Origin of the sequence: Sporomusa sphaeroides DSM 2875 (genome assembly GCF_001941975.2) — a bacterium.
In the GTDB taxonomy this organism is placed as follows: Bacteria; Bacillota; Negativicutes; order Sporomusales; family Sporomusaceae; genus Sporomusa; species Sporomusa sphaeroides.
Map to the genome: position 1 here is coordinate 2,158,387 of NZ_CP146991.1, position 12,790 is coordinate 2,171,176.

Consider the following 12,790-nt stretch of genomic DNA (forward strand, 5'->3'; position numbering starts at 1 on the left):
GGGTTGGTGAAACTCAGTAGGCGGACTGGCTGAAATACACCTATGAACAGCAGGCTGAAAGTGTGCAGTAGTAAGCCGGGCCGGAGCCACCGTTATATGGCTGGAAGTTTTTTAACTTCGCTTGAGTGGCTTATTGCAGCAACAAGGGTGGTACCACGGGTTTACTCCCGTCCCTGACAGGGGGCGGGTTTAATTTTTTTTACCGGCTGTGAAGTCCGGTAAACTCAATAAAGGAGGATGAAATAATGTCTGTCTTAGATATTCTTAAAGAACGTGGATTTATTCAACAATTGACACATGAGGATGAAATTGCAGAGTTATTAGATAAGGAAAAGATTACTTTTTATATCGGTTTTGACCCTACGGCCGATAGTCTGCATGTTGGACATTTTCTGGGAATGATGGTGATGGCTCATATGCAGCAGGCTGGCCATCGTCCTGTTTGTCTTATCGGTGGAGCAACGGCAATGATCGGTGATCCCTCCGGCAAGACAGATATGCGAAAAATGCTGACCAGAGAAGATATTGAACACAATGGCGAACGATTTAAAAAGCAAATGCAGCGTTTTATTGATTTTTCTGATGACAAAGCGTTGATGATGAATAATGCCGACTGGTTGTTGCAGCTGAATTATGTAGAATTTATTCGGGATATTGGCATCCATTTCTCCGTTAACCGTATGCTGACTGCCGAATGTTTCAAGCAGCGGATGGATAAAGGATTATCGTTCCTGGAGTTTAACTATATGTTGATGCAGGGCTATGACTTCCTGGAGCTTAACCGCCGGTGCAATTGTATTATGCAGATGGGCGGTGACGACCAATGGTCTAATATTTTGGCTGGCGCAGATCTTATCAGGCGTAAGGAGGGAAAACCGGCTTACGGCTTGACCTTCACATTACTGGCCACAAGTGACGGCCGGAAGATGGGCAAGACCGAGAAAGGGGCCCTATGGCTGGATGCTGAAAAGACCTCTCCGTATGATTTTTATCAGTACTGGCGCAATATCGATGACGCTGATGTAGAAAAATGTTTGGCACTGCTGACATTTTTGCCGATGGATGAAGTCCGGCGGCTGGGCGCGCTTCAGGATAAAGAAATTAATACAGCTAAGAAAACACTTGCCTTTGAGGTAACGAAACTCATTCATGGTCAGGCAGAGGCCGAGAAAGCTCAACAAGCCGCCGAAGCATTATTTGGCGGAGCTGGGAGTTTGGAGAATGTACCAACGGTATCGATAGCCAGTACTCTGATCGGGACAAAACTGCTGGATGTTCTTGCCGGCACAGGCATTGTCGCATCCAAAAGTGAAGGGCGCCGACTCATTCAGCAAGGCGGACTTTATATTGGTGATATTAAGGTAGCTGATCCGGACTTTTTGCTTGCAGCAGATCTACTTGAGAATAACAGTCTGCTCATCCGTAAAGGCAAGAAGACATATCACCGTATTATAGTGGAATAAGCAGATCTGGCAGAAAATAAAAATTGGGTCGCAGCCGCGACCCAATTTTTATTTTCATGGTTTGTCTTCTAAATGTTTTTTAGAATCATCTATAACTTCTTCTTCGACAGGAGCCATCTGTGCTTCAGCCATCGAAACCAGTTTTTTTACCATTTGACCACTGATATGGCCGCCCATCTGACCGCCGATTTTTCCTACCTCTTTGGTAGTCATATTCTCCCAGCCAACACTTTCTATTTTCTCCTTAAGTCCAAGTTCTTCCGCTACTTCAAGTTTTTTTTCTTCAAGAACACTTTCATAATTATCGGTGGTTATTTCCTTCTTCATCTCACGGCCAAGAGTTTCATTTGCCACTTGCAGCTTCAACTTTTCCAAACCATCCATATAATCACCTCGCTTTTTTTTAGTATTCCCGCTTAACTAATTCCCATGAATAGATATTTAGTAACCGATAAACAGTCTTCGTCATATATATAATAATCAAACAGTGTTAGTGCGTTTCGAAGGAGGGGGGAGACATGCGGTTTTCCGTGCGGCGCAGACGTACAATACCACTCTTCCCAATAGCGTTGATAATAGCGGTAACCATAATGGTGTTTTTTTTCTGGAAGGCTGAAACTCATTTAAAACCAACACTGATGGCTATTGCTGAGGCAAGGGCAACTCTTATTGCAACCCAAGCTATCAATAATGTTATTAATAATAGAGTCAGTCTCACAATTGACCCTAAAACCCTGTTGAATGTCACCTTAGATGAACGCGGGCGTGTGGTGTTGATTCAGCCTAATACTATGGAGTTCAACAGGCTGGGTGCTGATACTACTATTAAGGTTCAGGAAGCTCTGAAAGAAATAACGGAAGAAAAAATACGAATTCCCATCGGTCAGGTATTAGGCAGTCAATTTCTTGCCAGTATGGGGCCTAAAATCACGGTCACTATCATCCCGGTCGGTACAGTTCAGGTTAAAGTAATAGATAAGTTTGAACAAGCCGGTATTAACCAAACAAGACACATGGTATACTTGGTTGCCACTACGCAAGTTCGTATCGTGGTGCCCTTAGTCAGCCAAAGTGTTCGTGTTAATACACAAGTACCTATTGCTGAATATGTAATTGTTGGAGAAGTCCCCAATACTTATGTGCAATTTCCATTTCCGCTTGAAGGAAATATATTTAATGGTGATACAGATAGCGGTAATGCCGGTCTAAAAATTAATTAATCAAGTTAAACGTGATTTAATTTCTGATGTATTACACTTACCGATGCTGTTGACATGGGATAATCAATATGATAAGATGAATAACATCGATTCCGGACAAGGCGTATTATCTAAAGGGGCCTTGTGACGGCGTTCCCTGAAAACTGAACAATGTAAGTAATGCATCAAAAAAGCCAGATGTGCGGTGCTCAATGAGCACTTTATAAGCAGGCACAGCGGAATCTGTGATTCCGCTGTGATCGCTTAGTTAGATGTTTTACATCTAACATCAATTTCGAAATTTTATGAGCCACAAAAGGCTCCATAAATAAGGTAGTCACGTGTGACTTTGAACTTTTTTCTGTTGCGTCTGATAAAGTGAATCATTCACACTATCAAGATAGCAACGGTAAGAAAGCTCGTAGGCATATGGACGAAATACTTTTATGGAGAGTTTGATCCTGGCTCAGGACGAACGCTGGCGGCGTGCCTAACACATGCAAGTCGAACGGAGTATTTAGCAATAGATACTTAGTGGCGAACGGGTGAGTAACGCGTAGACAACCTGCCTCTAAACTGGGGACAACACCGCGAAAGTGGTGCTAATACCGAATGTGGTAACTTGGCTGCATGGCTGAGTTAAGAAAGATGGCCTCTACATGTAAGCTATCGTTTAGAGATGGGTCTGCGTCTGATTAGCTAGTTGGTGAGGTAACGGCTCACCAAGGCGACGATCAGTAGCCGGTCTGAGAGGATGAACGGCCACACTGGGACTGAGACACGGCCCAGACTCCTACGGGAGGCAGCAGTGGGGAATCTTCCGCAATGGACGAAAGTCTGACGGAGCAACGCCGCGTGAGTGAAGAAGGTCTTCGGATTGTAAAGCTCTGTCGTTTGGGACGAACGTGGATTGTGTGAATAATGCAATCTAATGACGGTACCAAAGGAGGAAGCCACGGCTAACTACGTGCCAGCAGCCGCGGTAATACGTAGGTGGCAAGCGTTGTCCGGAATTATTGGGCGTAAAGGGCGTGTAGGTGGATTCTTAAGTCGTGTGTCTAAGTGCGGTGCTCAACACCGTATGGGCGCAGGAAACTGGGAATCTTGAGTGCAGGAGAGGAAAGTGGAATTCCCAGTGTAGCGGTGAAATGCGTAGATATTGGGAGGAACACCAGTGGCGAAGGCGACTTTCTGGACTGTGTCTGACACTGAGGCGCGAAAGCCAGGGGAGCGAACGGGATTAGATACCCCGGTAGTCCTGGCCGTAAACGATGGGTACTAGGTGTAGAGGGTATCGACCCCTTCTGTGCCGGAGTTAACGCAATAAGTACCCCGCCTGGGGAGTACGGCCGCAAGGTTGAAACTCAAAGGAATTGACGGGGGCCCGCACAAGCGGTGGAGTATGTGGTTTAATTCGACGCAACGCGAAGAACCTTACCAGGGCTTGACATTGAGTGAAAGGTCTAGAGATAGATCCCTCCCTTCGGGGACACAAAAACAGGTGGTGCATGGCTGTCGTCAGCTCGTGTCGTGAGATGTTGGGTTAAGTCCCGCAACGAGCGCAACCCTTATCCTTTGTTGCCAGCACGTAAAGGTGGGAACTCAAGGGAGACTGCCGCAGACAATGCGGAGGAAGGCGGGGATGACGTCAAGTCATCATGCCCCTTATGTCCTGGGCTACACACGTACTACAATGGGCTTAAACAAAGTGAAGCAAGACCGCGAGGTTGAGCCAAACACACAAACAAGCTCTCAGTTCGGATCGGAGGCTGCAACTCGCCTCCGTGAAGTCGGAATCGCTAGTAATCGCAGGTCAGCATACTGCGGTGAATACGTTCCCGGGCCTTGTACACACCGCCCGTCACACCACGAAAGTTGGCAACACCCGAAGCCGGTGGGGTAACCTGAAAAGGAACTAGCCGTCTAAGGTGGGGTCGATGATTGGGGTGAAGTCGTAACAAGGTAGCCGTATCGGAAGGTGCGGCTGGATCACCTCCTTTCTAGGGATAAGCAGAGAACCAGGTTTTTAGGAGCGAAAGCGACGCGGAAACCTGAGTGAATCGCTTAGTTCTGAGCGGAAGCGAAGAACATCATTATAAGCGAGCTCTAATTCCAGGTCGGTACATTTGGCAGATGATAACTCTTACATTGTTTGGTTTTGAGGGAATGCTAATTAGCAAAAGTTGCTTATTGAAATACATGAGTGATTGTGATAATATAAGTATTCCTGAAACAATATGGGGATATAGCTCAGCTGGGAGAGCGCTTGAATGGCATTCAAGAGGCCAGCGGTTCGATCCCGCTTATCTCCACCAGAAAAAGGAAGGTTGTCTCAAATAGACTTTTAAATCTATGAGAGGTAGCCTTTTTTGATTTAATAAAATTTACAAGTTTTGCGTGCCGACACAAAACCCGGCCCAGGCGGCCATCATACAACACTGCGCCGCCGGCGCTTTAATCTCCGCGCTTATGCATAGCGTCTGCCCGTGCCTCAGTAGTGTTGACGCTATGTAGGCTGCATCAGTGATTTTTCTTATTTTAAAAATGAGGAGTATTGTTATGTATTTTTGCCGTGAAATTTCTGAAGCTGATTTAGGGACTTTGCCGGATTTGGCCGCGGAATTAGGCTATAAAGTCACTATCGAGGAAATTAAGGAAACAGTTTCTTGTTTGGAAAATGATGAGACAAATAAGCTGTATATAGCTGAGACTGAAGACAAAATGGTTATTGGCTGGGTGCATGTATCAATCTATAGCACTTTGATTACGAAAAAAACAGCCATAGTTTTGGGTCTTGTGGTGAGTAGCGATTACCGTAAAGCCGGTATTGGCAGGATGTTAATGGAAAAAGCGGAGTTGTGGGCGCAGGCTAAAGGCTGTTTAGGAATCAGACTGTATTCGAATATTACGAGAACAGAGGCTCATCAGTTTTATCATCGACTTGGGTATGAGGAAACCGCAAATAGTTTGCTGTTGCAGAAGTGTTTGGATAATAAACCTTCAGTCCTTTTTCATAAATAGTTTTTGTCCACAAGATAAATTGCTGTAACCTGAGATGCAGTTTCGTTGAAATTATATGCTTAACTGCGTTTAAAAGTAGAATGAGTTGCGGTATAATATAAAAATTAAAGTGAATTATTTCACGAAAAAATTCTGAGGTGTATTTATGCTTAAATTATCCATTTGTTTTGGTAGTGCCTGCCATTTGCGCGGCGCGTATAGTGTATTAAATACTTTTAGAGCACTGATAGATAAGTATCAGATTCAGAGTGAGATAGATATCGAAGGAAATTTTTGTCAGGGTAAATGTACCGAAGGTGTGGTTATTAAATTAAACGATGAGATTATAACTAATGTTGTCAAGGAAAAGGTGTACGGCATTTTTATGGAAAAAGTGTTAGGAGGTAAAGGAAATTAACACTATTATTACGCATAAAGTAAATTGCCAGGATTGCTTCCGTTGTGTACGTTCATGTCCTGTTAAAGCAATAGGGATTAGAAAAGGCCATGCTCATATTATAGAAGAAAGGTGTATTTTGTGTGGGCGATGTGTTGTGGAATGTCCACAGAAAGCCAAACAAGTGGATAATCAAATCCAGCGCTTACAAACAGCTTTGGAAAAAGGTCAAAGAGTTGTGATCAGCTTAGCCCCATCCTATGTGGCGGCTTTTCCTGAAATTGCCCGGGAGGAGCTTATGCAAGCGCTGATTGGTGCCGGAATTCATAGTGTAGCTGAAACTGCCGTAGCTGCCACCATGATTTCTGAAATTTATGGGACATACATGCAGCCTAGTTCTCAGGGACTACCGGATGCTACCGTAATCTCGTCATGCTGTCCGGTTATTATAAATATTATTGAAAGATATTATCCGCAATTAATAGACAACCTGGCGCCAATCATATCACCTATGCTGGCTCATGCCAAACTGATTAAAAAACAATACGGTCAGGATACTTTTGTTGTTTTTGCCGGACCATGTATAGCTAAAATTGGAGAAGGCAGTGGCGCAAACTCAATGATTGATGCCGTAATAACTTTTGAAGAGCTAAAAAACTGGCTGTCTTCGCCGTTTAAGAATCCAACTATAATGCAGGCAGGGGCACGGGAACAATCATCACTTGCATCAATGAGCGCCGGTCGCTGTTTTCCTGTAGCAGGTGGCATAGTTATGCCTTTTGTGGGACTGACTGATGCAGAAATCATTACTGTAGATGGTATTGAAAAATGCATGGAAGTATTTGAGGGATTAATCAACCAGGAGTTCTCCCCGCGATTTGTTGAGGCTCTGGCCTGTTCCGGAGGCTGTATCGGCGGTCCTGCTATGGGGATTCGTCAATTTATGCAGACCAAGAGGAACAAAGTATTGGCATATACCCAAGCGGGTTGTACAGATAAATGCCATTATGCTGCCGGCAATACACTGGATTTATCCCGCTCTTATCAGTCCAAAACCATTAATGCAGTTATCCCGACAGAAGAGGAAATCATAGAAATTCTCAAACAAACAGGGAAATTTACTGTCCAGGATGAAAAAAATTGCAGTGCCTGCGGTTATGACACCTGCCGGGCTAAAGCCATTGCAGTATTTCAGGGACATGCCGAGCTTGATATGTGTGTACCCTACATGCGTTCGAAAGCGGAATCCTTTGCTAACATTATTGTTGAGAATTCATTAAATGCCATTATTGCAGTTAATGAAAAAATGATTATTAAGGAATTCAATCCGGCTGTTACACGTATGTTTGGCAAGATCAAAGAGATATATAAAGGTATGAATCTTACAGAGCTGTTTAATTGCTCTGATTTCATTGCAGCGGCAAAATTTGGTCATAAAATTGTAGGCAAACGAGTTGAGTATCCATTATATGATATTGTTACCGAGCAAATGATTATACCTGTTCCGGAGCATGGACTGATTATTGCTATAATTACAGATATAACTGCCCATGAACTAAGAAATCGCGAATTGCAGCAGATGAAACTGGAGACTGTGGAAAAAGCGACAGATATCATAAATAAACAAATGCATGTTGCCCAAGAAATTGCAGGTCTTTTGGGTGAAACAACCGCCGAAACTAAGTCAGCTCTGTTAGAGTTGATTATGCTAATCAAAGGCAAGGGGGAATCCTGATGCAAAAACTTCATGCCGAGGTAGGAATAGCCCAATTATCCAAAAACGGTGAAGAATTATGCGGCGATAATGTAGATATTGTCAGGACTCCTGAATCAACAATTATTGTAATGTCTGACGGCCTGGGCAGCGGTGTCAAGGCCAATATATTAGCTACCTTAACCACAAAAATTGCCTCCGTTATGCTCAAACGCGGCATAGCGCTTGAAGATGTTGTGAACACTGTTGCGGAAACATTGCCGGTCTGCCGGCAGCGGAAAATAGCCTATTCGACATTGCATATCATAAAAATTGGTCCTGACGGTCAAACCACGGTGGTCGAATTTGACTGTCCGTCTACTTTTTTAGTGCGACGTGGCAAGGTAATCGAGTTTCCGACTAAGGAAAAGCTAGTAAGCGGCAAAATTATCCGCGAAGGGGAACTGTGTCTGCAGGAAGATGATATATTAGTGGCAGTAACGGATGGAGTGCTGCATGCCGGTATTGGCGGCCTGCTTAAGCTGGGGTGGGGTTGGACAGGGGTAGCTGCTCAGCTGGCAGATGAGTGTAACGAGAGTAGTGATGCTGAAACCATCGGGCAGCATTTAATAAATTGTTGCGAAGGGTACTATATGGGATGCCCGGGCGATGATTCAACAAGCCTGGTCGTTAAAATGCGGTATCCACAGCAACTAACTGTATTTACAGGACCACCGGCCGATGCGGCTCTCGATGAACAGCTTGTCCGGCAATTGCTTTCAGCACCGGGAAAAAAGGTGGTTGCAGGCGGGACTACTGCTCAAATCGTAAGCAGAATAACCAATTGTCCGCTTAAAATGGATTTAACCTGCTATGATCCGCAAATTCCACCGATCGGTTACCTGGAGGGGATTGATTTGGTAACAGAAGGAATTTTAACTTTAAACGCAGCTGTTGATCGTTTGATAAATACTAAGAATTTACGTAATTCTACTAAACGAGATGGAGCTACCTTACTTGCCAAGCTATTTAATAATGCAGATAAAATTAGAGTTTTTGCCGGTTTAGCTGTTAATCCGGCGCACCAGAACCCTTACTTTCCTTTGCAGATGAATCTTAAGGCCCAAGTCTTAACTAAACTAAACAGTGTACTGCAAGAAAAAGGCAAAGAAGTCAGTATTGAGTGGATTTAAAAAATGTACTTTGCCAACTACCTCCTATTATGTTACAATATTGGCGATTCACATAGTCTGAGAGGAGTATTACAATGTCGGGACATTCAAAATGGGCCAATATTAAACACAAAAAAGGCAAAATGGATGCTGTGCGGGGCAAGGTTACTACCAAAATTAGCCGTGAGATTACGATTGCAGTACGAATGGGTGGGTCTGATCCAACAGGTAATATGCGTCTAAAGTTGGCATTGCAAAAAGCAAGAGAAAATAATATTCCAAAAGAGAATATCCAACGGGCTATTCAAAAAGGTTCGGGTACACTTGAAGGCAGTAATTACGAAGAAATCAAATATGAAGGTTATGGCCCCGGTGGTGTTGCTATCATCGTGGAAGCCATGACAGATAATCGAAACCGAACTGCTGCCGATGTACGGCATTTGTTTTCTAAATATGGCGGCAACCTCGGAGAAACCGGCTGTGTTTCCTGGATGTTTAAGCAAAAAGGCGTATTTGCTGTTGAACAAGATGGTATAGAGGAAGAAAAATTAATGCTGATGGTGCTGGACGCCGGTGCTGAAGATTTTGAAGCAGTTGACGACCAGTTTGAAATAACTACCGATCCTGAAGATTTTGAACAAGTACAAGAAGAACTGGATAAAAATAATATAAAAACAATTGTTGCCCGGGTCACTATGGTACCGGAAACTATCTCCAGCTTATCCGGCGATGAAGCAGTTAAAATGATGAAACTCCTGGAAGCATTGGAAGATCACGACGATATTCAGGAAGTGTATACTAATTTTGATATTCCGGAGGATATGGAAGAGTAGTCAGCAGGCTTCGGCCTGCTTTGTTTTTTAGCCTGACAGGCAATAGGACTTTGGTTTGAATAAGATGCAAGACCAGCATGACGCTTTTGCTTATTTATTTGGAAAACTAGTATATTTTTTGTATAATTTGGGAAAAATACTGACGACACTAGAGAAAGGAGTGTTGTCAGTATGTGGTCTAAATTTATTGCGAAACTTTCCTCATTCCACCAGGTAAAGGTGTATGGCAAACTTATCCCCGTAAAGCCTGTATTAATCGGCGGCCTAATTTTATTATTGTCCGGTGTTGGTTATTATGCTTTTCAGGATGGCGAAGACGGTAAGCTGCCTATCCCACAACAAGAGACCGAGGCTGTTAAACAGGATGGAAAAATTAAAATTTCAGCCAATACCGATATTGTGCAAAAAATAATTTATACCAAGTGCAAAGACGAAGAGGTATTTCGAACCAAGCCGCCTGATAATTTAGTTGGCCTTACTTTTAATCAAGTACAAAAAATCTATTCAGGCTGGTCTATAGAAAAATTTGATACTAAAGAAATTGAAATGAGGCTGCAGGTGGACAGCTTGTGCCGGGAGCATGCCAATAATATGTTTATTGGCATCAAAGATGGTTATGTGACCGTTTTCTATGGAGTCCCCGGCCCTAAGGCCCTGGTCAAAGAAGTAACGAAGATACCTATTAATGCTTTGATGCCGCAAGATGTACAGGAATTAAGACAGGGCTTGGTTGTGCAGTCTAAAGAAGAGCTGCTCAGAACTTTAGAAGGTATGCAGGCACGTTAAAGAGAGGGAAACCTCTCTTTTTACTTTTTAAAGGAAAACGGCTTAAAGTTGTCGAATGAAACTGGAAAAAGGGGGCAGCAAATGATAGTATTGGGAATCGACCCCGGCACAGCTATATGTGGTTATGGTTTGGTCGAAGCACAGGGAAGCAGATTAAAAGCACTAACGTATGGAGTTATCGAAACAACACCAGATATGGAAGCGGCAATGCGGCTAAAAAAAATTCATCAGGAAATTGATTTCCTGATTAAACAGTATAAGCCTGCTATTATGGGTGTAGAACTATTATTTATGAATAAAAATGTCAGGACAGTTATGGCTGTGGGACAAGCCAGAGGTGTAGTACTGCTGGCTGCGGCCCAGAATGATCTCAAACTGGCCGAGTTTACACCATTGCAGGTAAAACAGGCAGTAACCGGTTATGGCAAGGCAACAAAAGAACAGGTTATTTATATGACTCAAAGATTATTGAATTTGCCGAAAAAGCCGCATCCTGATGATGCCGCCGATGCTCTGGCTGTGGCTGTATGTACCGCACATTGCGGGAGTATAAATAGGATGAGGGTATCGCATGATAGGTTATGTTAAAGGTATAGTAACACATCTGTTTACCGATAATTGTTTTATTGATGTACAGGGAGTCGGCTATCGGGTTTTTATCCCCAATTCGACCAGGCAGAAACTGGCTGTCGGGCAGCCGGCAACCTTATTTACCTACCTTAATGTGCGCGAGGATGCGCTGACCTTGCACGGGTTTTATACCCAGGAAGAATATGAACTATTTTTAAGCCTTATTTCTGTATCAGGAATTGGGCCTAAAGTGGCTGCCGGTGTTTTGTCAACCATTACACCGCAAAATTTCCGGTCTGCTGTCAGTACCAATAATGCCGCTATGCTGACTAAATTACCGGGTGTTGGCAAGAAAACAGCAGAAAGAATCATTTTAGAGTTGAAAGATAAAATGGGTATCAGCACCGATTTTGATCCAGCCATTGCCGGACAGCCGGCAGCCGGTACAAGCCCCGAAGGAGATATTATGCAGGAGGCTGTACAAGCGCTTGCTGCTCTGGGGTATAATCATGCCGAAATAACACCGGTTATTAAGAAAATATATGAACGTGAGGGTAAGGCGCAGTCGGCGCTGTCATTAGAACAATTGATTCGGTTTGCATTGAAGGAATTTGGCCGGAGGTAACTAGGAGGAGAGCTAACTGGTGGAAGAACGTGTTTTGGCATCAGACGAGCAAGAGGTTGATTCTTGGCAGTATAGCCTGCGGCCGCGCCGTTTGATTGAATATATCGGACAAGACCAGGTAAAGAATAACCTGTCCATTTTTGTGCAGGCAGCAATGGCCCGGGGAGAGGCGCTTGATCATGTATTGTTATATGGGCCGCCTGGGTTAGGGAAAACTACATTAGCCGGGATTGTCGCCAATGAACTTGGTGTCAATTTTAGGATTACTTCAGGTCCGGCGATTGAGCGGCCTGGTGATTTGGCGTCACTGCTGACCAATTTGGGTGAAAAGGATGTATTATTCATTGATGAAATTCATCGCTTGTCCCGGGCGGTGGAAGAAGTACTGTATTCGGCAATGGAAGACTATGCGCTTGACATTATTATCGGTAAAGGTCCGTCTGCGCGTTCCATTCGTCTGGATTTGCCTAAATTCACGCTGGTGGGGGCGACAACTAAGGCCGGCGCCTTGGCCGCGCCGCTGCGGGATCGGTTTGGTGTTATTTGCCGTCTGGAATATTATGAAACAGAGCATCTGGTATGTATTGTAAATAGAGCGGCTGAGATACTTAATGTTGCTATTGAGCCCCGCGGTGCTTTAGAGATTGCCAGACGGTCACGCGGTACGCCGCGAATTGCCAACCGCCTGCTAAAACGGGTACGGGATTTTGCTCAAGTAACAAGTGATGGTGTCATTACCGACGCCATCGCCGATAAGGCGCTGGAGCTGTTGGAAATTGACAAACAGGGCCTGGATAAAACTGACAGGAATATGCTGGATGCCATCATCAGAAAGTTTAACGGTGGCCCGGTTGGCCTTGATACATTGGCTGCCTCGATAAGTGAAGAAACAGAGACCATTGAAGATGTGTATGAGCCATTTTTACTGCAGATGGGCTTTATCGCCCGGACGCCGCGGGGGCGGATAGCCACCCCTGCCGCTTACGCCCATCTCAACATACCCTACAAGGATAAAGCTGAAACCCAAGAAAAATTGTGGTAGGTGACTTATT

The 12,790-nt window shown here is 44.2% G+C and carries 12 protein-coding genes, 1 tRNA gene, 1 rRNA gene and 1 other annotated feature (1 of these 15 cut by a window edge); of the genes, 13 read left to right on the forward strand and 1 reads right to left on the reverse strand.

All coding sequences use genetic code 11. From position 1 onward, the window contains the following. Positions 1–178, forward strand: a binding site (T-box leader) (it extends 52 nt beyond the left edge of the window). A 67-nt stretch (positions 179–245) separates the two neighbouring features. Next, positions 246–1,463: a tyrosine--tRNA ligase gene (tyrS, locus tag SPSPH_RS09970; protein WP_075755537.1), complete on the forward strand. Its 1,218-nt coding sequence runs from the start codon at positions 246–248 to the stop codon at positions 1,461–1,463. Between the two features lie 54 nt (positions 1,464–1,517). Here the strand turns inward: tyrS and SPSPH_RS09975 are convergent, their stop codons facing one another. Further along, positions 1,518–1,847 carry a small, acid-soluble spore protein, alpha/beta type gene (locus SPSPH_RS09975; RefSeq protein WP_233138777.1) on the reverse strand — a complete coding sequence of 110 codons (330 nt, stop codon included), beginning with the start codon at positions 1,845–1,847 and terminating at the stop codon, positions 1,518–1,520. 134 nt (positions 1,848–1,981) lie between these two features. On the opposite strand from SPSPH_RS09975, the gene yunB reads away from it, so the two are divergent. The 12 genes from yunB (at position 1,982) to ruvB (ending at position 12,780) form a co-directional block, all read left to right on the forward strand. After that, on the forward strand, positions 1,982–2,683 hold the full coding sequence (gene yunB / locus SPSPH_RS09980; protein ID WP_075755538.1) for a sporulation protein YunB: 702 nt from the start codon (positions 1,982–1,984) through the stop codon (positions 2,681–2,683). 422 nt (positions 2,684–3,105) lie between these two features. Continuing rightward, positions 3,106–4,662: ribosomal RNA gene (locus tag SPSPH_RS09985) — 16S ribosomal RNA — on the forward strand. A gap of 239 nt (positions 4,663–4,901) precedes the next feature. Continuing rightward, positions 4,902–4,977: transfer RNA gene (locus SPSPH_RS09990), tRNA-Ala, on the forward strand. Between the two features lie 244 nt (positions 4,978–5,221). Further along, positions 5,222–5,683 (forward strand): GNAT family N-acetyltransferase, encoded by a 462-nt coding sequence (locus SPSPH_RS09995; protein WP_075755539.1) that lies wholly within the window; start codon positions 5,222–5,224, stop codon positions 5,681–5,683. Between the two features lie 145 nt (positions 5,684–5,828). Continuing rightward, on the forward strand, positions 5,829–6,080 hold the full coding sequence (locus tag SPSPH_RS10000) for a (2Fe-2S) ferredoxin domain-containing protein (protein WP_075755540.1): 252 nt from the start codon (positions 5,829–5,831) through the stop codon (positions 6,078–6,080). Positions 6,081–6,087: 7 nt separating this feature from the next. Then, positions 6,088–7,794: a [Fe-Fe] hydrogenase large subunit C-terminal domain-containing protein gene (locus SPSPH_RS10005; RefSeq protein WP_233138935.1), complete on the forward strand. Its 1,707-nt coding sequence runs from the start codon at positions 6,088–6,090 to the stop codon at positions 7,792–7,794. After that, entirely contained in the window at positions 7,794–8,945 is a 1,152-nt protein-coding gene (locus SPSPH_RS10010; RefSeq protein ID WP_075755542.1) for a SpoIIE family protein phosphatase, read from the forward strand. The genes SPSPH_RS10005 and SPSPH_RS10010 overlap by 1 nt, the downstream gene beginning before the upstream one ends. 74 nt (positions 8,946–9,019) lie before the next feature. Continuing rightward, positions 9,020–9,757 carry a YebC/PmpR family DNA-binding transcriptional regulator gene (locus tag SPSPH_RS10015; RefSeq protein WP_075755543.1) on the forward strand — a complete coding sequence of 246 codons (738 nt, stop codon included), beginning with the start codon at positions 9,020–9,022 and terminating at the stop codon, positions 9,755–9,757. Between the two features lie 171 nt (positions 9,758–9,928). After that, the gene (locus SPSPH_RS10020) at positions 9,929–10,543 is read left to right on the forward strand and encodes a BofC C-terminal domain-containing protein (RefSeq protein ID WP_083945466.1); all 615 of its coding nucleotides are present in this window, start codon (positions 9,929–9,931) and stop codon (positions 10,541–10,543) included. Between the two features lie 81 nt (positions 10,544–10,624). Beyond that, positions 10,625–11,131, forward strand: a complete 507-nt coding sequence (gene ruvC, locus SPSPH_RS10025) for a crossover junction endodeoxyribonuclease RuvC (protein WP_075755544.1) — start codon at positions 10,625–10,627, stop codon at positions 11,129–11,131. Beyond that, complete coding sequence (gene ruvA / locus SPSPH_RS10030) at positions 11,115–11,738, forward strand: Holliday junction branch migration protein RuvA (RefSeq protein ID WP_075755545.1); 624 nt, start codon at positions 11,115–11,117, stop codon at positions 11,736–11,738. The genes ruvC and ruvA overlap by 17 nt, the downstream gene beginning before the upstream one ends. Before the next feature lie 19 nt (positions 11,739–11,757). Then, positions 11,758–12,780, forward strand: a complete 1,023-nt coding sequence (gene ruvB / locus SPSPH_RS10035; protein ID WP_075755546.1) for a Holliday junction branch migration DNA helicase RuvB — start codon at positions 11,758–11,760, stop codon at positions 12,778–12,780. The last annotated feature ends 10 nt before the right edge of the window (positions 12,781–12,790 follow it).